A 19,405-nucleotide genomic window follows, 5' to 3' on the forward strand; every position below is an offset into this window, starting at 1 on the left:
GTACGGTGGTGGCCATGACCGACGCCTTCATCGACATCCCCGGGGTGCGCAACTTCCGTGACGCGGGCGGGATCGGCGCTCTCCGCCGGGGCGTGCTGTACCGCTCCGGGTCCTTCCACACCCTCACCGAGGAGGGCGCCCGGCGGCTCGAAGCCCTCGGCCTGCGGACGGTGTTCGACCTGCGCAGCGCGTACGAGCTGGAGGCCTGGCCGGACCAGCGGCACGGCCTCGACCACGGCACCGTCAACCTGCCGACCCTGCCCCCGCACCCCAGGAACGGCGACCGGCCCTGGCCCGAGGACCAGGCCGCCCTCTACCCGTTCATGGCCGAGACGGCCGGCCCCTCGATCGCCGCCGTCGTGCGCCGCCTGGCCACGCCGGACACGCTGGCCGCCGTCGTCCACTGCGCCGTCGGCAAGGACCGCACCGGGCTCACCATCGCCGTCCTCCAGTCCCTGCTGGGAGCCTCCGAGGCCGATATCACCGCCGACTTCCTGCTCTCCAACATCGGCCTCGGCCTCGACAAGGGCCCCATCCCGTACTTCGACGAGACCGGCACCGAGCGCCTCTCCCGCCCGGTCGACGCCGAACTCCTGGCCTCCTCCCTGGCCTGGATCCACGACCACCACGGCACCGTCCCCGACTACCTCCGCCACCACGGCACGACGGACGCCGAACTCGACGCCGTCCGCGCCCACCTGTCGGACTGACCGGAACTCAGCCCGCCCGGCGCTCGAAGCGCCACCACTGGGTCGGGGCGTCGACGTCCTCGTGCTGGTGGACGTCGGCGTCCGGGGCGTCGCCCGCCGTCAGGGGCTTGCCACTGATGAAGCTGCTGACCGTGTAGGTGCCGGGGGCGTCGACGTGGGCCTCCAGCAGCCACTCCTGGGCGCCGAAGGCGTTCGCCCACCACTGCTGGATCCGGACGCCGTCCTGCGTCGAGGCTCCGGTGACGTCCAGGCGCTTGCCGCTGTGGACGTTCTCGATGTGGAACAGCGCGCCGCCCGGGTGGACGGCGGTGAGGCGCCAGAGCTGGGCGTCGCCGCCGTCGTCCGCGCCGAGGACGATCCGGGCACCGCCGCGCCGGGAGGCGCCCGCGACCTGCAGCAGCAGGCCGCTGCCGACGTTGCGGACGAGGTAGTTGCCGTCGGTGATCTCGGAATCCGTCACGCTCGCAGTCTGCCACCGGGCACCGACAGGCCCCGTACGGCCGGGGAAGCGGAGGAGTTTCCACCGGACCGGCTGCGCCCCCTATGCTGCGGCGAATGTCCACCGAGCAGATACCGTCGCACCGTCAACAGCCCACCTTCGCCGAAGCCGTGGCCGCCCTGGAGGCCGTGGTCGCGGCCGGGGACGACGAGCAGTTCGGGCCCGCCCTCGGGCTGGTCGGCGGGCTGTTCGGCGCGGCCGACCCGGCGGAGCGGGTGGCGGCCGGCCCCCGGCTGGCCGCGCTGCTGCCGGACGCCCCGCCGTTCCCCCGCGCGCACCTGGCGATGGTGGTGGGCGCCTGCGTCGAGCACGGCGCCGACCCGCTCGCCTGCTCCGGCCCGGTCCTGGCCGGCCTGCGCGGGGCGCTGACCGGCGCCCAGCTGCTGGTGCGGCGGTGGGTCTCCACCGGCGGCGGCCCGCTGCCCGACGCGGAGCAGGACGATCCGGCCGAGGCGCACGAGCGGATCGCCGACCCGGCGCACCTGGACGAGTGGCACGCGCACCTGGCCGTGGTCGCCTGGTGGACGCTGCACCTGTGGCAGCAGGCGGCCTGGGCGGTGTACGCGCACGCGGAGGTCCGGGCCGAGGCCCGCGCCTCGGGCGTGACCGAGGTGCTCCTGGAGCTGTTCGACCGTTACCAGGGCGAGCAACACGACTTCAAGGGCCTGGTCCACCTGGCACTGATGCTGGACGACGAGCCGCTGCTGGTCCTCGACCGCCCCACCGGCACCGGCTACCTGCTGCGGATGAGCGGCCTGAGCGACACCTTCCAGCTGCACACCCTGCTCGCCGACGTCCTGATCGGCGGCGGCCACCTGCCCGGCGCCCCGCAGGACCGGGAGGTGGTGGCGCTGGCCCGGACGGCGTTCCTGGACGGCCGCCGGGTGATCGCCACCGGCGCCTTCAACCTGGTCGCGCCGGACGGCTCCTGGATCTGGAACGAGGGGACGCCGAGCGACGTCCCGGTGGTGGACGGCGTGCGCACCCTGGTGCTGGAGCCGCTGCCGTACGAGCGGAGCTGGTCGGCCGGGCGGTTCATCCAGGAGGTCCCGGGCGACCTGCGGCTGGAGCGGGTGCTCGACCCGGCGGAGGCCGCCCGCCGGCTGGCCGCCACGGTGCCGGGGCAGACGCCCGCCGAGGCGTTCCGGTAGGAGGCCCCGACGGCCCCGCGGGTCCACCGGGTTATGGTCGGAAACCGACACAGCCCCTACGAGTGGAGTCGACGATGGCGAAGGTCCCGAACGTTCTCGCGGCGGCCGCGCCCGCCGCGCTGACCGCGGCGAGCGGTCTGGTCGGCGGTTACGGCGTCGCCCGCTGGAGCGGCCGGCGCGAACTGGGCGGCGCGGTGCTGGCGGTGGCCGGTGCCGGGGCGGCCGCGCAGTGGCGCCGCAGCTCGGGCACGGGCACCGCGGCGGCGCTGACCGGCCTGTACGTGGCCGCCTTCGGCGGGTCGCACCCGCTGGCCAAGCGGATCGGCGCCTGGCCGTCCGTCTTCGCCGTGACCGGCGTGGTCGCGGCGGCCTCCACGGCCGCGACGGCGCTCTCGGCCCGCCGGAAGTAGCCCGCCGGTAGCGACCTTCCGGAAGCAGCCGGCCGGAAGCAGCCGGCCGCCACCGGAAGCAGGCCGCCGCCGGGGGCCGCCGGCCCGGGCCCGCGGGCGCGGGCCGGCTACCGGACCGCCGCACCGAACCGGGCCTCGAAGGCGGACCGGTTCGCGGAGACCGGCGAGCGGTCCCAGACCGCGAACACCACCCGCTCGAAGGCCGCCCCGTACCGGGCCAGCGCCCCCTCGAAGGCCTCGGCGACCTGCGCCGGGTCGTTGCGGAACACCCCGCAGCCCCAGGCGCCGAGCACCAGCGTGCGCACCTCGTGCCGGGCGGCCGCCGCGAGCACCCGCACGGCCCGCTCGGCGAGCACGTCCCGGACGTCCGCACCCGGCGAACGCCGTTCCAGCTGACCGGCGTTGGGCGCGGGCGAGGTCAGGAAGGTGACCGGGTACGGCTGTGCCAGCAGCTCGCCGTGCCCGTCCCGGATCACCGGCACCGCCGGCGAGACGATCACCCGGTGGCTGTACCGGAGGTCGGTCGAGGCCCGGTGCGCCTCGTAGTAGTCCGGCGCCTCCAGCAGGCAGCTGTACAGCAGCGCGCTGCGGCACAGGTCCTCCTCCTGGGCGCGGGCGCCGCGCAGGTAGCCGCCGCCGGGGTTGCGCGCGGAGGCGAAGTTCAGCACCCCGACCGGCCCCGCCCCGGCCGCGACCAGCCGGCGGGCGGCCTGGATGCTCCCCTCGGCCGTCACCTCGATCCGCCCGGCCGCGGGCCCGGGACCGGCCTCCCCCGCGGCCAGCAGCGCCGCCAGCCCCTCGGGCGCGTACGACACCGTACCGGCCTTCGCCGCCGCCAACTCCTCCCCCACCTGCACGAGTTCGCCCCCGGTCGTCCGGTAGCTCCCCCGCTCGGCGATCCCCTCGTTCACCCGTGCCACTTCGTGCAGTCTGCTGCTCATGGCCGCGACGCTACGGGACCGCCGCGCCCGCGCGCCACAGGTTATTCTCACCCCCAGAACAACGCCTCGGGGCGCCCCGGGGAAACGCGAAGGGCCCGCTCCGGGGTACGGAGCGGGCCCTTCGTGCGTTTCAGCCGGGTCGGCGGTCGACTACCGCCGGTGCGGCGTCAGTTCTTCCAGCGCGGCTTGCGGTCGTCGCGGTCGAAGCCGCCCGAACGGCGGTCGTCGCGGTCACGGCCGGCGCCGAAGCCGCCACGGTCACGGTTGAAGCCACCGCGGTCGGACTGCGGACGGCCGCCGGAGCGGTGGTCGTCGCGGCGCGAGAACGGACGGCTGCTGCCGCCGCGCTCGTCGCGGTCCCGGCCGAAGGCCGGGCGGTCGCCGAAGGAGCGGGCCGGACGGTCGCCGAAGGAACGGCCGCCGCGGTCGTCGCGGTCACGGCCGCCACCGAAGCCACCGCGGTCGCGGTCGAAGCCGCCCGAGCGACGGTCGTCGCGGTCACGGCCGGCGCCGAAGCCGCCACGGTCACGGTTGAAGCCACCGCGGTCGCGGTCGAAACCACCCGAACGGCGGTCGTCGCGGTCACGGCCGGCGCCGAAGCCGCCACGGTCACGGTTGAAGCCACCGCGGTCGCGGTCGAAACCACCGGAACGGCGGTCGTCACGGTCGCGGTCGCGGCCGCCACCGAAGCCACCGGAACGGCGGTCGTCGCGGTCACGGTCGCGGTCCCGGCCGAAGCCGCCCGAACGGCGGTCGTCCCGGTCACGGTCACGGTCACGGTCGCGGTCACGACCGAAGGCCGGGCGCTCGCTGCGCGCCTCGCGGTACGACGGGGCGCGGTCCTCGGCCTGCGGCGCGGCGGCCTCGGCGGCGGCCGGAGCGGCCTCGGTCCGCTCACCGGACTCGGCCTCGGCCTCGGCGGCCGGCTCCTCGTCCTCGATGCCCAGCTCGGCCCGCTCGCGCGCCGCACGGGCGGCCAGACGGTCGGCCTCCTCGCGCAGCTCGGTGGCGCGGCGCTGCGCGCGCTCCAGCTGGCGGGTCATGTCGGCGAGCTCGCGCTCGGCGGCACCGGCGATGTTGGCGGCGCTCTCGGCCTGGACCTCGGTCAGCGAGCGGGCGCCGGTGATCTTGGCGACCTCCGCGTCGAAGGCGTGGTCCAGGATGTGGCGCGAGGCGTCGACGCCCGCGTCCTCCATCAGACGGAAGACGCCGCGGCGCTGGTGCGGCAGCACCAGGGTGACGACGGCGCCGGAGCGGCCGGCCCGGGCGGTGCGGCCGGAGCGGTGCAGGTAGTCCTTGTGGTCGCCGGCCGGGTCCACGTTCAGGACCAGGTCGATGCCGTCGACGTGGATGCCGCGGGCGGCGACGTCGGTGGCGACGACGACGTTGGTGTAGCCGTCCTTGAAGTCGCCGAGGACGCGGGTGCGGGCGCCCTGGGTCATGCCGCCGTGCAGCGCGTCGGCCTTCACACCGGCCTCGATCAGCTGCTCGGCGACGCGGTCGGCGCCCATCTGGGTGCGGACGAAGATGATCGTGCGGCCCTTGCGGGCGGCGATCGCGTTGGTGATCGGCGCCTTGTCCTTGGGCTTCACCACGAGGATGTGGTGGGTCATCGTGGTGACGGCGCCGGCCGACGGGTCGACCTCGTGGGTGACCGGGTTCTTCAGGTAGCGCTTGACCAGGGTGTCGATCTCGTTCTCCAGGGTGGCGGAGAACAGCAGGCGCTGGCCGCCGGCCGGCACCTTGTCGAGGATCTCGGTGACCTCGGGCAGGAAGCCCATGTCGGCCATCTGGTCGGCCTCGTCGAGCACGACGGTCTTGACGTCGTCCAGCTTGGCGGAGCCGCGGTTCAGCAGGTCGCGCAGACGGCCGGGGGTGGCGACGAGGATGTCGACGCCGCGCTCCAGCGCGTAGATCTGGTTCGACATCGAGGTGCCGCCGCAGACGACCTTGAGGCGCAGGCCGAGCACCGAGCCGAACGGCTCCAGGGCGTCGGCGACCTGCATGGCCAGCTCACGGGTCGGGACCAGGATCAGGCCGCGCGGGTGCTTCGGCTTGGTGCGCTCGCCGTCGGCGAGGCGGGTCAGCAGCGGCAGACCGAAGCTGAGGGTCTTGCCGGAGCCGGTGCGGCCGCGGCCCAGCACGTCCTTGCCGGCCAGGGCGTCCGGGATGGTCGCGGCCTGGATCGGGAACGGGGTGGTGACGCCGCGCTTGGCGAGGGCGCGCACGACGTCGTCGTGCAGGCCCAGGTCGCCGAAGGTGACGGTCGGCTCGGCGGCCGCCTCCTCGGTGGCCTCCACGGCCTCGGCGATCACCTCGTCCGCGGCGGTGTCGAGGGTGTCGGTGGCGTCGGTGACATCGGCGGCGGCCTCGTTCGCGGGCATGGCGAAGCGGGCGTCGTCAACGAGAGACATGCAAAACCTTCCGGAAGTGGCACGCGCCAAAGTCCGGGGTTCTGTTTCACAACCGCCTCTATGCGGTCAGCCACGGATCGCCGGAACGCGCCAAGGGCGCCAGATGGGAGTAGGGCGCCAGTCAAATGGATCAAACGAACGATCTACCACCATAGACGAGCCTGGGGATCGGAGGCAAACTCCCTGCTCAATCCGCTAATGCCCGAGCACGCGAGGGCTCGGGGCCGAGGAACCGGAGCTGCCGGAGGACGGGTCCGGAGCCGGCGGGACGGTCGCGGCGGGCGAGCTGTGCTCGGGCGCGGGAGTGCCCGACGGGCGGCTGCTGGGGGTGGACGAGGGCGACCCGGCCGAACCGCCGCCGGAACGGCCCTCGCCGGTGCCGCCCGCCCCGCCGGCACCGCCGGAGCCCGCCGCACCGCCGGACCCGCCGACGCCACCGCCCGGGTGCGGCGCGGGACTTGTGTTCGCACCGCCCGCCGCACCGCCGCCCGCACCGCCGTCGGGAGCGCCCGGCCCCGGCACCGGGACCACCCCGGCCCCCGCGCCGCTCGACCCGGGCGCCGAGTCGCCGGGCGCCGGGGCGGTGGCCCCGTTCGACCCGGCGTCGCCCTGGAGGCCCCCCGGCCGCTCGGGGTGGCCCGAGGCCCCGCCCGCACGCCCCGTCCCCGGGGAGGCCGAGGACCCGCCCGTCGCCCCCGGCCGGACCGCCGGACCTGCCTGCCCGACCGGCGCCACGCCGTGCTTCTCCTCCGCGGCCGGGCCGACCGACATGCACCCCGTCAGCCCGAGCCCGGCCATCGTCAGCAGCGCCGCCGCCCGTACCGCGCGCGAGCGCGGGACCGCCGCCGCCCGCACCGGAGCCGTACGGGCGGCGGCCAGCCGCACCCGCACCGCCCGTACCGCCCGCACCGTCCGCGCCGCCCGCACCGAAGCCACTGAGGTCCCTCTCTACCGCCCCACCCGGGCCGCCCACTCGCGCGCGGCCGCTTTCGGTGCCCAACGCGCGCCCGGCCCGGCGGGACACGGGCAGCGGGCAAGCTCGCCCGGCGGAGGCGGTGCGGGGCGCGCCCTCCGACGCCCGCTTCGGCTCCCGCTCCGGCGCCCGCGCCGCCGGCCGCCTCGGCGCACGCTCCGGCGCCCCGTCAGCCCCAGAGCGCCGAGGCCAGCTCCGCGCCCGCGAAGACCGCGGCCAGCCCCGCCGCCACGCTGCCGGCCACGTTGGCCAGCGCGTACCGCCCGGCGCCGGTCTCGGCCAGCCGCAGGGTCTCGTACGAGAAGGTCGAGTAGGTGGTCAGTGCCCCGCAGAGCCCCGTCCCCAGCAGCAGCTGGACCTGCGAGGAGGCCGCGCCCGCCGCCACCGCGCCGGTCACCAGCCCGAGGATCAGGCAGCCGACCACGTTCACCGTGAACGTGCCCCACGGGAACACCGAGTCGTGCCGGGACTGCACCGCCCGGTCGGTCAGGTACCGCAGCGGCGCGCCGACCACCGCGCCCGCCACCACCAGCAGCCAGTTCACTCCGCCGTCTCCCCGGGGCCCGCCGTCCCCCCGCGGCCCGGTCCCCTGCCCGGGTCCCGGCCCGGGTCCCGGCCCGCGTAGGTGACCACCTCGCAGCGGTCCAGCAGCACCAGGCCCTCCGCCACCATCCCGTCCAGCTGCGGCAGGAACGCCCGCACCCGCTCCTCCTCGTCCACGATCACCACCGCCACCGGCAGGTCCTCGCTCAGCGACAGCAGCCGCGTGGTGTGCACCAGCGACGACGCCCCGAACCCCTCGATCCCCCGGAACACGCTCGCCCCGGCCAGCCCGGCCGCCCTGGCCCGGTGCACGATCTCGCTGTACAGCGGGCGGTGGTGCCACCGGTCGCTCTCCCCGACCAGCACCGTCAGCCGCAGCGCGGGCCCGCCCAGCCGGCTCACCGCGCACCCCGCCCGGCCCCGCGGCGGACCGCCCGGTGGATCAGACGCCGGGTCAGCCCGGCCGCCGCCCACACCGCCACCAGCGCGCCCACCAGCGTCAGCCCGAGGTAGGCCAGGGCCGGCCCGGGCCTACCGCCCTCCAGCAACCGGCGGATGTCCACGGCGTACGTCGAGAAGGTGGTGAACCCGCCCAGCACGCCGGTGCCGAAGAACGGCCGCACCAGCGGATGCGGCTGGCGCCCCTCGGTGATCACCACCAGGAACACCCCGATCACCGCGCAGCCCACCACGTTGACCAGCAGCGTCGTCCACGGGAAGGCCGACGGCCCGGTCTGCCAGGCGAGCCCGGCCGCGTACCGCGCGGTCGCCCCGATCGCCCCGCCCGCGGCGACCACCGCCACCGCCCGCCCCTGCCCGCGCAGCACCGGCGGCCGGCCGGGACTGCGGCCAGCGCGGGCCCGCACCGCGGCGTCGTTCACGGCGCCCTCCGAGGTCGTCACAGCCCCATCAAACACCGGGCTCCGCCACCTGGCACACCGTCATCCGACACCGGACAATGATCCGGTGGAGATGACCCGGGAAGAGTTCGAAACGCTGGTCAGCGATGCCCTCGACCAGATCCCCCCGCAGCTCGCGGCCATGATGGACAACGTCGCGGTCTTCGTCGAGGACGAACCCGACCCGAGCGACCCGGAACTCCTCGGCCTCTACGAGGGCACCCCGCTCACCGAGCGCGGCGAGTGGTACGCGGGCGTGCTGCCCGACCGCATCCTGATCTACCGCGGCCCCGCCCTGCGCCACTGCGAGACCCGCGAGCAGGTGGTCGAGGAGGTCCGCACCACGGTCATCCACGAGGTCGCCCACCACTTCGGTTTCGACGACCACGAGCTCGACGAACTCGGCTGGTCCTGACCCCGCCACGGACCCGCACGCTCACCCGGGCGAAACCCGTTTTGGCGATCCGCCCCGAATCCCATATGCTTCTCGACGTCCCCGAACGCTGGGAAACAGCGGGACAGGCCACAAGCCCTCATCGTCTAGTGGCCCAGGACGCCGCCCTTTCAAGGCGGTAGCACGGGTTCGAATCCCGTTGGGGGCACGCAGTACCGTAGTAAAGTGCAGTGCGCAAGACCGCAAGACCCTGAGTGGTTCGCCACTTCTAGGTCCCGTGGAGCAGTTGGTTAGCTCGCCACCCTGTCAAGGTGGAGGTCGCGGGTTCAAGTCCCGTCGGGATCGCTCGTCTCGCAAGAGACGGTGCAGTACGGCCAGGTAGCTCAGTTGGTACGAGCGTCCGCCTGAAAAGCGGAAGGTCGCCGGTTCGACCCCGGCCCTGGCCACAACCGGGAAGCCCCCGTAGCGAGTTCGCTACGGGGGCTTCGCCGTTCACGCCCCTCGTCGCCGCGCCGGACCTCGACCGGCTCCGGACGCCGGCCGGGCCGCGCTCCGCCCGTGGAGGCCCGCCCGCGGGCGGCTCAGGAGGTCCGGAGCCAGTGGTCCGTGGTGCGCACCTCCGAACCGTCCGCCCGGTAGTAGGTGACGGTTGCGGCGTCGGTGCCCGGCTTCGCCGCGAGGCCGAAGTAGCGGAACGGGGAGTCCCCGACCGTGACCGTCGCCGCCTCGGTGGTGCCGCCGGTCTTCCAGGCGACCACGACCCTCGTGACCTCGGCCTGGACCCCTTCGATCACCACCGCCGGCACGCCCGCGTCGTGGTGGAGGCCGAGTGAAGCCCCTCCGACGGCTCCCGGGTACCCGCCCGGGGCGGAGACCGCGTGCAGGGAGTCGTCGACCTGCCGCCGGCCGTCGACGGTGAAGTAGTAGTTCACCAGGTCGGTGCCCGGGCCCCAGTTGCTCTCGACGTCCTTCGGGACGACCTGTTTCACGTCCGGGGAGGCGGCGGCCCGCTCCTCCCGGATCAGCCGGGCCTGCTTGACGGCGTCCTCCTTGGCGGCCGGGGTCGGCCACAGCGCGGCCCAGGCCTGCCAGGTGTGGCCGTTCGCCGTGCCCTCGGCGACCTTGACCCGGACGGGGGTGAACGGGTCCCGGGTCGCGGACGCGCTCGCCGCCGAAGGAGTGGCCGAGGCAGCGGCCGAAGCGGTGGCCGAACCCGCGGCCGGAGCGGCGGCCGAAGCAGTGGCCGGAGCGTCCGGGGAGCCGGGGGCGGCCGCCGCGGAGACCGAGGCCGTCGCCACCGCCACGGTCGAGACCGCCTGCCGACCGCGCTCGCCGAGCGCCGCCGTCCCCCCGGCGATGCCCGCGACCAGCACCGCCGCCGCCCCGGCGGTCAGCAGCCGCCGTCGCCGCAGCCGCCGCCGGCCGCCGGCGATCAGCCGGTCGTACGGCACCGCGCCGGTCTCGACGCTCCCGGCCAGTTCGCCCAGCGCCCGTACCGCCGCCGGCGCGTCGCCGCCCTGCGTGTCCCCGGGCAGGTACCCGTCGCTCATCTTGTCCCTCCGGTGCTCGTCAGTCCGATGAGTGAGGAGGCCCCGCGGAGTTTGGCCAGCCCTCTGGCGGCCTGGCTCTTCACCGTCCCGACCGTGCAGCCCATCGCCGCCGCGGTCTGGGTCTCGCTGAGGTCCTCCCAGTACCGCAGCACCACGGCCTGGCGCTGGCGCGGCGGCAGGGTGTCGAGCGCGGCGAGCAGCACGGCCCGGTCGTCGGGGTCGGCGCCGGCCGGCGCGGGCCGGTCCGGGAACGCGGTGACCGGGTGCTCGACCAGCCGCCGCCGGAACCGTCTGGCGTGCTCGTTGAAGACGATCCGGCGCACGTAGGCGTACGGGTCGTCGGCGGCACGAACCCTGTTCCAGGCCGCGTACGCCCGTTCCAGTGCCTGCTGGACCAGGTCCTCGGCGCCGTGGCGGTCCCCCGCGAGCAGGTACGCCGTCCTGAGCAGCCGTGACCACGTGCTGCCGACGAACGCCCGGAACTCCTCGTCCCGGGCGGTCTTGTGGGCTCCCATGAGCACCTCCTCACCCTTCCGGAGCCCGGGACGCCCGCGGACCGTTGCCCGTCGTTCGCGATTCGCCGCCGACGGCTGTGACACTGGAGGGGCTCGAAAACCGAGGTGCGCGCCGCCGTGCCTCCTTGCGAACCTAGAGGGATGCCCGCAGTGAGTTCTCCCGCAGTCCAGTCCGCCGCCGTACCCGCCGAGGGTCCCGGAATCGGCGAGCTGGCCGTCCGTCTGCCCGAGCTGACCCTGCGCGACCAGGTGCGGATCGGGCGCCGGCTGGAGGGGGCCCGTCGGGTCCGCAAGCCCGAGGCCCGGCAGAAGATCGCCACCGAAATCGCCGCCGACATCGACCGCGCCGAGCTGGTCGTCGAGCGCCGCCGGCAGGCCGTCCCGAAGATCGGCTATCCCGCCGAACTCCCGGTCAGCCAGAAGAAGGACGAGATCCTGGCCGCGATCCGGGACCACCAGGTGGTGATCGTCGCGGGCGAGACCGGTTCCGGCAAGACGACCCAGATCCCGAAGATCTGCCTGGAACTCGGCCGTGGCGTGCGCGGCCTGGTCGGCCACACCCAGCCGCGCCGGATCGCCGCCCGCACCGTGGCCGAGCGGGTCGCGGAGGAGCTGGACAGCCCGCTGGGCGAGGCGGTCGGCTGGAAGGTCCGGTTCACCGACCAGGTCGGCCCGGACACCCTGGTCAAGCTGATGACGGACGGCATCCTGCTCGCGGAGATCCAGACCGACCGCGACCTGCACCAGTACGACACCCTGATCATCGACGAGGCGCACGAGCGCAGCCTCAACATCGACTTCATCCTCGGCTACGTCAAGCAGCTGCTCCCCCGCCGGCCCGACCTCAAGGTCGTGATCACCTCGGCGACCATCGACCCGGAGCGCTTCGCCCGGCACTTCGGCGACGCCCCGATCATCGAGGTCTCCGGGCGCACCTACCCGGTCGAGGTCCGCTACCGGCCGCTCGTCGAGGACGGGGCCGAGGAGGACGAGGACACCACCGAGGCCGACCGCGACCGGGACCAGGTCCAGGCGATCTGCGACGCCGCCGAGGAGCTCCAGGCCGAGGGCCCCGGCGACATCCTGGTCTTCCTCTCCGGCGAGCGCGAGATCCGCGACACCGCCGACGCCCTCGGCAAGCTGAAGCTGAAGAACACCGAGATCCTGCCGCTGTACGCCCGGCTCAGCTCGGCCGAGCAGCACAAGGTCTTCCAGCGCTCGCGCAGCCGCCGGATCGTGCTGGCCACCAACGTGGCCGAGACCTCGCTGACCGTTCCCGGCATCAAGTACGTGATCGACCCGGGCACCGCCCGGATCTCCCGCTACAGCCACCGCACCAAGGTGCAGCGGCTGCCGATCGAGGCGATCAGCCAGGCCAGCGCCAACCAGCGCAAGGGCCGCTGCGGCCGCACCTCGGACGGCATCTGCATCCGGCTCTACTCGGAGGAGGACTTCCTCTCCCGCCCCGAGTTCACCGACGCCGAGATCCTGCGCACCAACCTGGCCTCGGTGATCCTCCAGATGACCGCGGCCGGCCTCGGCGACATCGCCGCCTTCCCGTTCCTGGACCCGCCGGACTCGCGCAACATCAAGGACGGCGTCCACCTGCTGCACGAGCTGGGGGCGCTCGACCCGGACGAGAAGGACCCGCGCAAGCGCCTGACCCCGCTGGGCCGCAAGCTCGCCCAGCTCCCGGTGGACCCGCGGATGGCCCGCATGGTGCTGGAGGCGGACCGCAACGGCTGCGTCCGCGACGTCATGGTGATCGCCGCCGCCCTCTCCATCCAGGACCCGCGCGAGCGCCCGGCCGAGAAGCGCCAGGCCGCCGACGAGCGGCACCGCCGGTTCAACTCGGAGACCTCCGACTTCCTCTCCTACCTGGCGATGTGGCGCTACGTCCGGGAGCAGCAGCGGGAGCTCTCCTCCTCGGCGTTCCGCCGGATGTGCAAGGCGGAGTTCCTCAACTACCTGCGGATACGGGAGTGGCAGGACATCTACGTCCAGCTGCGCACCGTCGCCAAGCAGTTGGGCGTCACGATCGAGGAGCCGCACCCGGACGCCGAGCCGGACGCCGACCGGATCCACCAGTCGCTGTTGGCCGGCCTGCTCTCCCACATCGGCCTGTACGACGTGGAGAAGCGCGAGTACGGCGGCGCGCGCGGCGCCCGCTTCGCGGTCTTCCCCGGCTCCGGCCTGTTCAAGAAGCCGCCGCGCTGGGTGATGTCGGCGGAGCTGGTGGAGACCTCCCGGCTGTGGGCGCGGATCAACGCGAAGATCGAGCCGGAGTGGGTCGAGCCGCTGGCCGGCCACCTGATCAAGCGCAGCTACAGCGAGCCGCACTGGGAGAAGAAGGCCGGCGCCGTGCTGGCGTACGAGAAGGTGACCCTCTACGGGATGCCGGTCGTCGCCCAGCGCAAGGTCAACTACGGGCGGATCGACCCGGAGCTCTGCCGCGAGCTGTTCATCCGCAACGCGCTGGTCGAGGGTGACTGGGAGACCCACCACCGGTTCTTCGCGGAGAACCGCAGGCTGCTCGGCGAGGTCGAGGAGCTGGAGAACCGGGCCCGCCGCCGGGACATCCTGGTGGACGACCAGACCCTGTTCGACTTCTACGACGCCCGGCTGCCCGAGGACGTCGTCTCCACCCGGCACTTCGACTCCTGGTGGAAGAAGGCCCGGCACGAGCAGCCGGACCTGCTGAACTTCGAGAAGTCGATGCTGATCAACGACGCCGCGGACGGCGTCACCGAGGCCGACTACCCGGACCACTGGCAGCAGGGCAAGCTCCGCTTCAGGCTGACCTACCAGTTCGAGCCGGGCAGCGACGCGGACGGCGTGACGGTGCACATCCCGCTGCCGGTGCTCAACCAGGTCACCGCGGAGGGCTTCGACTGGCAGATCCCCGGTCTGCGGGAGGAGCTGGTCACGGCGTACATCAAGTCGCTGCCGAAGGCCCTGCGGCGCAACTTCGTCCCCGCGCCGGACTTCGCCAGGGCGGCGCTGCGTGCCGTGAGGGACCGCCAGGCTGATGGCACGTTCGGCTCCGCCGAGGGGCTCCTCCCGGCCCTGGAGCACGCCCTGAAGCGCCTGACGGCGGTCACCGTGCCCCCGGAGGCCTGGGACGACGAACGGGTGCCCGAGCACCTCAAGGTGACCTTCCGGGTAGTGGACGGCAAGCGCCGGCTCGCCGAGTCCAAGGACCTGGAGGAGCTGCGGCTGAAGCTCAAGCCCAAGCTCAAGGAGACGCTCTCCTCGGCCGCTTCCGGCCAGGGCATCGAGCAGAGCGGACTGACCGCCTGGCCGGCCTCCCTGCCGGTGCTCCAGCGCACCTTCGAGCAGCGCTCGCGCGGCCACTCGATGCGCGCCTACCCGGCCCTGGTGGACGAGGGCCAGTCGGTCGCCGTGAAGCTGTTCGACACCCCGCAGGCGCAGGCCCAGTCGATGTGGGAGGGGACGCGGCGGCTGCTGATGCTGACCACCAACTCCCCGGCCAAGTCGATCCAGGGCCGGCTGGGCAACCAGGCGAAGCTGGCGCTCTCGCACAGCCCGCACGGCTCCATCGGCGCCCTGTTCGAGGACGTCGTGGCGGCGGCGACGGACCGGCTGATGACCCTGGCCGGCGGCCCGGCCTGGGACGAGGCGGCGTTCGGCAAGCTGCACGACAAGGTGCGCGCGGACCTGTACGAGCTGTCCGCGGACACCACGCTGAAGACGGCCACCGCGCTGATCGCCTTCCACAAGGCCTCGACCCGGCTGAAGACGGTGAGCAGCCCGGTGCTGCTGAACGCGGTGAACGACATCCGGCTGCACCTGGCCTCGCTGGTGCACCCGGGCTTCGTGACCGCCACCGGCTGGCAGCGGCTGCCGGACCTCAAGCGCTACCTGCTGGCGGTGGACCGCCGCCTGGAGGCGCTGCCCAACCACCCGCAGCGGGACGCCCAGCAGCTGCTGAAGGTGCAGCAGGTGCAGCAGGCGTACGGGGAGCTGCTGGCGGCCGTCCCGGCCGGGCACCAGCCCTCCGCGGAGGTGCGGGCGATCCGCTGGATGATCGAGGAGCTGCGGGTCAGCTTCTTCGCCCAGTCGCTGGGCACGCCGAGCCCGGTCTCGGAGAAGCGGATCGTGAAGGCGATGGAGGCGGCTCGGGCGACGCTCTGACCCGGGCGGTGCCGCGGCCTCCCCGGGCCGCGGCCGTGAGCTGCGGGTGGGCCTTCGGGAGCCGGTTCGACCTGGGGGCCCACCATGGGCTACAGTCTGTCTTGTTCGCAGCGCGGCAAGCGAGTGAACGAGATCAGGAAAACCTGGTCCCGTGGAGCAGTTGGTTAGCTCGCCACCCTGTCAAGGTGGAGGTCGCGGGTTCAAGTCCCGTCGGGATCGCCGCAACGCGAGAGGCCCGGAACCGTTCAGGTTCCGGGCCTCTCGCTTTTGGCCTTTCGGCCCTTTACCCCGGCCAGGTCTAGACCACAAGTGACAGACGGTGTGACAGTCGTCACGGTAACCCCTCCGGAGCCGGCCCTTCGAAGCCCCCTCCAGAACCTCACTAATTTAATATGTAAAATTGTACAGGTATTCACTGTAAATCCCCCCCGCCCCGGGCGCATCAAATCGTTATCCGGAGTTCAGGATTCCGACCACTTGACCGACGCCGAACACCCGCGCGCGGGCACGACAAAGGGGCCGCTTACCGGACCCGGCGGAGTCCGGTAAGCGGCCCCTTTAAAGAGCCTTTGGCCTATCAGGCCTCAGTGCGCTGGGCGGGAATCCCAGCAAGCAGAGCGCGCACCTCCGCCTCACGGTAACGGCGGTGACCACCGAGCGTGCGAATCGACGTCAGCTTGCCCGCCTTGGCCCAGCGGGTGACCGTCTTCGGGTCCACGCGGAACATGGTGGCAACCTCTGCCGGCGTCAGCAGCGGCTCAGCATCAGGGGTACGAGCGGTCATGAGCGGCCTCCTCGGGAGAACCGAACCAGGGCGGTTCTATCCTTCAAATTCTGCACCTTGGCCCGCGATGCCCGAAATGGCATAGACGGGCCGAGTCGGTTATAGGACGAACGGCTTGTCCTGGTGTCTACAACTACACCATCCGTCCAGCCCTATCGACCAAACCGCCAAAATTGACCCCTCACGGGTTCAAGGCCGACGGATGGCGATGGACCACCCCATAACGGACAGTCACATAGTGATGACATCCGGTTACGAGGGGACCAGACCCTCCGTTTCCCCGCAAAGCACGCATCGACTCCAGAACCACCCAAAAGTGGGCACGCTCACGTGAAGTTGGGCTGGTTGTCCCATTTTTGCACATAGGGGTAAGTTCGCGTCAACGGTGAGTAGTGTCACGTTCGGCAGCTATTGACCCGAACCAGGACCTTGGTCATCACCCTCGCAGTGCCAAGGACCCTTACAGTCATACACGCGCGGTCGGACGTCAGTTCGCGTGCCGAAGTGCCAGCACCCGACGCCAGCGCACCGTCAGTTCCCCGTACACGCGCAGTGCCTCGGCCGTGTCCCCCGCCCGCAGCGCGCGCAGCCCCTCCTCCAGTTCCCCCGCCGAACGGTCCGCCAACAACCGTTCCGGGCCCAGCAGATGCACCAGGCCCCCGTAGTCCAGCTCCACCAGCGAACGCGGGTGGAACTCCTCCAGCCAGCGCCCGACCCGCTCGGCCCCCCGCACCAGCTCCCCGTCCGGCACCGCCTCGCGCAGCGCCCGGAAGGCCCGTGCCACCCGCCGCCGCGCCTGCGCCATCGGCACCAGGTAGAACAGCGCCGCCGGCCGGCCCCCGTGCTCCCCTCCCCCCTCCCCCACCCCTTCCTTCCCACCCGGCGGACCGTCCACGCCCCCGTCCACCACCCCGTCCGCCGCCGCGCCCCCGCCCGGCACGAAGCAGCGGTCCTCGTCCCCGAACGGCAGGAACCAGCGCACCGGCACCTCCCAGCGGCTGGTCAGGATCCACGGCCGGGCGTCCGGGTGCTCGGCCCGCCAGCGCTCCCGGTCCGCCTCGGCGGCCGCCCGGGCCACCGGCGGCAGCGCGGTGTCCAGCAGCGCCACCGGCGCCCCGGCCCGCAGCTCCTCCAGCGCCTGCCAGCTGCGCAGCCTGGTCGCCCACGGGCAGACGTACAGTACGCCGTCCACCACCCGCAGGTACGCCCGCCCGCTCTCCCGCTCGGGCAGTGCCCGGGGCGTGCGGGCGGCCAGCCCGACGAGCGCCTCCCGCTGCTCCTCCAGCACCGCCGCCGCGACCGGCTGGGCCGCCTCCGCGGCGTCCGGCCCGTGCTCCGCCGCCCAGGCCTGCCAGTGCGCCCGCTCGGGCTCCGGATAGGCGGCCAGCGGCTCGTAGACCCGCAGGTGGGCGGCGTAGGGCGGCTGTACGGAAGTACGTACGACGGTCACGTCCTGCATGGTCGCACGCGCCGCCCGGCCCGGGGAGAGCGCGCCCTCGAACCGTTCGCGTCCGCACCCGCGCACCCCTTCCCGTCTCACCCCTCGGACGACCGGCCCCAGCTCGGACAAGACAGCGGATCGACGGCCTCCGCGCGGCTACGCTTCGCCCTAGGCGCCCGCACCACAGCAGCGGGCCTTCATTACTGGAGTCACCACAGTGACCGACGTACAGACCCCCGCCACGCACCCCGCACCCGGCGTGCTCAGCAGGATCTTCCGTACCGAACAGGACGGCGCCCCCGGCGACGGTCACGAGCAGGTCGTCCTCTGCCACGACCGCAGCTCGGGTCTGAAGGCGATCATCGCCATCCACTCGACCGCCCTGGGCCCGGCCCTCGGCGGCACCCGCTTCTTCCCGTACGCCTCCGAGGAGGCGGCGCTGGAGGACGCGCTCAACCTGTCCCGCGGAATGTCCTACAAGAACGCGCTGGCCGGACTGGACCTCGGCGGCGGCAAGGCCGTCATCATCGGCGACCCGAACAAGGACAAGAACGAGGCGATGCTCCGGGCCTACGGCCGCTTCGTCGAGTCCCTGCGCGGCCGCTACATCACCGCCTGCGACGTGGGCACCTACGTCCAGGACATGGACGTCATCGCCCGCGAGACCGAGTTCGTGACCGGCCGCTCGCCGGAGCACGGCGGCGCCGGCGACTCGTCCATCCTGACCGCCTTCGGCGTCTTCCAGGGCATGCGCGCCACCGCCCAGGCCCGCTGGGGCCAGCCGACCCTGCGCGGCAAGCGGGTCGGCGTCGCGGGCGTCGGCAAGGTCGGCCACTACCTGGTCGGCCACCTGGTCGCGGACGGTGCCACCGTCGTCGTCACAGACCCCTTCGAGGCCGCGGTCAACCGCGTGCGCGCCGCCCACCCCGAGGTGGAGGTGGTCGCCGACACCGCCGCCCTGCTCCAGGCCAAGCTGGACGTCTACGCCCCCTGCGCCCTCGGCGGCGCGCTGACCGACGACACGGTCGCCGCACTGGGCGAGTTCGGCACCTCGATCGTCTGCGGCGCGGCCAACAACCAGCTGGCCCACCCGGGCGTCGAGAAGGACCTGGCCGACCGCGGCATCCTCTACGCGCCGGACTACCTGGTGAACTCCGGCGGCGTCATCCAGGTCGCCGACGAGATCGACGGCTTCAACTTCGAGCGGGCCAAGAACAAGGCCACGAAGATCTTCGACACCACCCTGGAGATCTTCACCCGGGCCACCGCCGACGGCGTCCCGCCGGCCGTCGCCGCCGACCGCCTGGCCGAGAAGCGGATGCGCGAGATCAGCGCCCTGCGCACGGTGCTCCTGCCGAGCGCCCGCCGCGCCTGATCGGGCCGGCGACCGACCGCGTGATGCGCGGGGGGCAGTCACCACGGCCCCCCGCGCATCACGATGTGGAACCGGATTCTCACTTCTCCGCCCGAACGGGTGATCCGAGGTCCCCCTTGGGGGGATAATCGATCCCGGAACGACGGAGCCAAGCCACCACCGAACAGCGCGCAAACCGCCGCAAAACCTCCGCTGACCTGGGAAGACCCGGTCGCGGGCGCGGTCTGTGCGCGCCACGTCACACCGACGACGTACCGTCCGGCGGCGGAAACAGGTACCGTTAATGCTCCAGGGGACGGCTTCTCCACTTCGGGCAGGCCGATCCCGAACATGAACACGTGTCAGACTCGGGGCCGTGAGCCCCGCCGTTGAGGGGGTCGACCCATGGGGCGCGGCCGGGCCAAGGCCAAGCAGACGAAGGTCGCCCGCCAGCTGAAGTACAACAGCGGCGGCTTCGACGCTAACCGTCTGTCCAACGAGCTGGGCGTATCGCCGTCCACCGCTTCGATCGAGCCTGAGCCGATCGAGGAAGAGGACGACGACGACCCGTACGCGGAGTACGCAGCCCGCTACGGCGACCTCGACGACGAGGACGACAACGAGCCGGGCGCCGGGCCGTCGCGGGCCTCCCGCCGCTCGTAACCACAGCAT

The 19,405-nt window shown here is 73.1% G+C and carries 16 protein-coding genes, 4 tRNA genes and 1 pseudogene; 11 read left to right on the forward strand and 10 right to left on the reverse strand.

Annotation, left to right across the window (positions count from 1 at the left end):
• Positions 1-14 precede the first annotated feature (14 nt).
• Entirely contained in the window at positions 15-710 is a 696-nt protein-coding gene (locus ACZ5OX_RS06040; protein WP_465628936.1) for a tyrosine-protein phosphatase, read from the forward strand.
• A gap of 7 nt (positions 711-717) precedes the next feature.
• Here the strand turns inward: ACZ5OX_RS06040 and ACZ5OX_RS06045 are convergent.
• Positions 718-1,176: pseudogene (locus tag ACZ5OX_RS06045) on the reverse strand (RICIN domain-containing protein); the annotation flags it as partial.
• Between the two features lie 89 nt (positions 1,177-1,265).
• Here ACZ5OX_RS06045 and ACZ5OX_RS06050 point away from each other — a divergent pair.
• Together ACZ5OX_RS06050 and ACZ5OX_RS06055 are read left to right on the forward strand one after the other, a co-directional pair.
• Positions 1,266-2,360 (forward strand): hypothetical protein, encoded by a 1,095-nt coding sequence (locus ACZ5OX_RS06050; protein ID WP_465628937.1) that lies wholly within the window; start codon positions 1,266-1,268, stop codon positions 2,358-2,360.
• Between the two features lie 74 nt (positions 2,361-2,434).
• Positions 2,435-2,770 carry a hypothetical protein gene (locus tag ACZ5OX_RS06055; protein ID WP_392881812.1) on the forward strand — a complete coding sequence of 112 codons (336 nt, stop codon included), beginning with the start codon at positions 2,435-2,437 and terminating at the stop codon, positions 2,768-2,770.
• Positions 2,771-2,877: 107 nt separating this feature from the next.
• On the opposite strand, the gene ACZ5OX_RS06060 is transcribed toward ACZ5OX_RS06055, so the two are convergent.
• The 5 genes from ACZ5OX_RS06060 to crcB (ACZ5OX_RS06080) all read right to left on the reverse strand — a co-directional run bounded on the left by ACZ5OX_RS06060 (position 2,878) and on the right by crcB (ACZ5OX_RS06080) (position 8,543).
• Entirely contained in the window at positions 2,878-3,711 is an 834-nt protein-coding gene (locus ACZ5OX_RS06060; RefSeq protein WP_465628938.1) for a TIGR02452 family protein, read from the reverse strand.
• A 167-nt stretch (positions 3,712-3,878) separates the two neighbouring features.
• Positions 3,879-6,125, reverse strand: a complete 2,247-nt coding sequence (locus ACZ5OX_RS06065) for a DEAD/DEAH box helicase (RefSeq protein WP_465628939.1) — start codon at positions 6,123-6,125, stop codon at positions 3,879-3,881.
• 1,142 nt (positions 6,126-7,267) lie between these two features.
• Positions 7,268-7,642: a fluoride efflux transporter CrcB gene (crcB, locus tag ACZ5OX_RS06070; RefSeq protein WP_392919057.1), complete on the reverse strand. Its 375-nt coding sequence runs from the start codon at positions 7,640-7,642 to the stop codon at positions 7,268-7,270.
• Positions 7,639-8,043 (reverse strand): DUF190 domain-containing protein, encoded by a 405-nt coding sequence (locus ACZ5OX_RS06075; protein ID WP_465628940.1) that lies wholly within the window; start codon positions 8,041-8,043, stop codon positions 7,639-7,641. The genes crcB (ACZ5OX_RS06070) and ACZ5OX_RS06075 overlap by 4 nt, the downstream gene beginning before the upstream one ends.
• A complete protein-coding gene (crcB, locus tag ACZ5OX_RS06080; RefSeq protein WP_465628941.1) occupies positions 8,040-8,543 on the reverse strand; it encodes a fluoride efflux transporter CrcB in 504 nt (167 codons plus the stop codon). The genes ACZ5OX_RS06075 and crcB (ACZ5OX_RS06080) overlap by 4 nt, the downstream gene beginning before the upstream one ends.
• A 70-nt stretch (positions 8,544-8,613) precedes the next feature.
• Here crcB (ACZ5OX_RS06080) and ACZ5OX_RS06085 point away from each other — a divergent pair, with 70 nt between their 5' ends.
• From ACZ5OX_RS06085 to ACZ5OX_RS06100, 4 genes are all read left to right on the forward strand, one after another.
• Positions 8,614-8,955, forward strand: coding sequence for a metallopeptidase family protein (locus ACZ5OX_RS06085; RefSeq protein WP_465628942.1), 342 nt, complete (start codon positions 8,614-8,616; stop codon positions 8,953-8,955).
• Positions 8,956-9,069: 114 nt separating this feature from the next.
• Positions 9,070-9,142, forward strand: a tRNA-Glu gene (locus ACZ5OX_RS06090).
• Positions 9,143-9,205: 63 nt separating this feature from the next.
• Positions 9,206-9,279 (forward strand) — tRNA-Asp (locus ACZ5OX_RS06095).
• A 27-nt stretch (positions 9,280-9,306) separates the two neighbouring features.
• Positions 9,307-9,380, forward strand: a tRNA-Phe gene (locus ACZ5OX_RS06100).
• 135 nt (positions 9,381-9,515) lie between these two features.
• On the opposite strand, the gene ACZ5OX_RS06105 is transcribed toward ACZ5OX_RS06100, so the two are convergent.
• Complete coding sequence (locus ACZ5OX_RS06105) at positions 9,516-10,484, reverse strand: hypothetical protein (protein ID WP_465628943.1); 969 nt, start codon at positions 10,482-10,484, stop codon at positions 9,516-9,518.
• Entirely contained in the window at positions 10,481-10,999 is a 519-nt protein-coding gene (locus tag ACZ5OX_RS06110; protein ID WP_465628944.1) for a SigE family RNA polymerase sigma factor, read from the reverse strand. The genes ACZ5OX_RS06105 and ACZ5OX_RS06110 overlap by 4 nt, the downstream gene beginning before the upstream one ends.
• Before the next feature lie 141 nt (positions 11,000-11,140).
• Between ACZ5OX_RS06110 and hrpA the strand changes: the two genes are divergently transcribed.
• Both hrpA and ACZ5OX_RS06120 read left to right on the forward strand, forming a co-directional pair.
• Positions 11,141-15,154 (forward strand): ATP-dependent RNA helicase HrpA, encoded by a 4,014-nt coding sequence (gene hrpA / locus ACZ5OX_RS06115; protein WP_465628945.1) that lies wholly within the window; start codon positions 11,141-11,143, stop codon positions 15,152-15,154.
• A 145-nt stretch (positions 15,155-15,299) separates the two neighbouring features.
• Positions 15,300-15,373, forward strand: a tRNA-Asp gene (locus ACZ5OX_RS06120).
• Between the two features lie 358 nt (positions 15,374-15,731).
• On the opposite strand, the gene bldC is transcribed toward ACZ5OX_RS06120, so the two are convergent.
• Together bldC and ACZ5OX_RS06130 are read right to left on the reverse strand one after the other, a co-directional pair.
• Positions 15,732-15,938 carry a developmental transcriptional regulator BldC gene (gene bldC, locus ACZ5OX_RS06125; RefSeq protein ID WP_014137253.1) on the reverse strand — a complete coding sequence of 69 codons (207 nt, stop codon included), beginning with the start codon at positions 15,936-15,938 and terminating at the stop codon, positions 15,732-15,734.
• Positions 15,939-16,425: 487 nt separating this feature from the next.
• Positions 16,426-17,388, reverse strand: a complete 963-nt coding sequence (locus ACZ5OX_RS06130) for a DUF8083 family protein (protein WP_465628946.1) — start codon at positions 17,386-17,388, stop codon at positions 16,426-16,428.
• 208 nt (positions 17,389-17,596) lie between these two features.
• On the opposite strand from ACZ5OX_RS06130, the gene ACZ5OX_RS06135 reads away from it, so the two are divergent.
• Together ACZ5OX_RS06135 and ACZ5OX_RS06140 are read left to right on the forward strand one after the other, a co-directional pair.
• Positions 17,597-18,754, forward strand: coding sequence for a Glu/Leu/Phe/Val dehydrogenase dimerization domain-containing protein (locus ACZ5OX_RS06135; RefSeq protein ID WP_392881775.1), 1,158 nt, complete (start codon positions 17,597-17,599; stop codon positions 18,752-18,754).
• Positions 18,755-19,138: 384 nt separating this feature from the next.
• Positions 19,139-19,396 carry a DUF3073 domain-containing protein gene (locus ACZ5OX_RS06140; RefSeq protein ID WP_449788042.1) on the forward strand — a complete coding sequence of 86 codons (258 nt, stop codon included), beginning with the start codon at positions 19,139-19,141 and terminating at the stop codon, positions 19,394-19,396.
• Positions 19,397-19,405 lie beyond the last annotated feature (9 nt).

The sequence above is a fragment of the Kitasatospora sp. NPDC032121 genome (genome assembly GCF_055580145.1).

Bases quoted from the DNA above. Each gene is read 5' to 3' on its own strand.
- ACZ5OX_RS06040 (WP_465628936.1), top strand. From the start codon at position 15: ATGACCGACGCCTTCATCGACATCCCCGGGGTGCGCAACTTCCGTGAC.
- ACZ5OX_RS06050 (WP_465628937.1), top strand. From the start codon at position 1,266: ATGTCCACCGAGCAGATACCGTCGCACCGTCAACAGCCCACCTTCGCC.
- ACZ5OX_RS06055 (WP_392881812.1), top strand. From the start codon at position 2,435: ATGGCGAAGGTCCCGAACGTTCTCGCGGCGGCCGCGCCCGCCGCGCTG.
- ACZ5OX_RS06060 (WP_465628938.1), bottom strand. From the start codon at position 3,711: ATGAGCAGCAGACTGCACGAAGTGGCACGGGTGAACGAGGGGATCGCC.
- ACZ5OX_RS06065 (WP_465628939.1), bottom strand. From the start codon at position 6,125: ATGTCTCTCGTTGACGACGCCCGCTTCGCCATGCCCGCGAACGAGGCC.
- ACZ5OX_RS06085 (WP_465628942.1), top strand. From the start codon at position 8,614: ATGACCCGGGAAGAGTTCGAAACGCTGGTCAGCGATGCCCTCGACCAG.
- ACZ5OX_RS06105 (WP_465628943.1), bottom strand. From the start codon at position 10,484: ATGAGCGACGGGTACCTGCCCGGGGACACGCAGGGCGGCGACGCGCCG.
- ACZ5OX_RS06110 (WP_465628944.1), bottom strand. From the start codon at position 10,999: ATGGGAGCCCACAAGACCGCCCGGGACGAGGAGTTCCGGGCGTTCGTC.
- hrpA (WP_465628945.1), top strand. From the start codon at position 11,141: ATGCCCGCAGTGAGTTCTCCCGCAGTCCAGTCCGCCGCCGTACCCGCC.
- bldC (WP_014137253.1), bottom strand. From the start codon at position 15,938: ATGACCGCTCGTACCCCTGATGCTGAGCCGCTGCTGACGCCGGCAGAG.
- ACZ5OX_RS06140 (WP_449788042.1), top strand. From the start codon at position 19,139: ATGGGGCGCGGCCGGGCCAAGGCCAAGCAGACGAAGGTCGCCCGCCAG.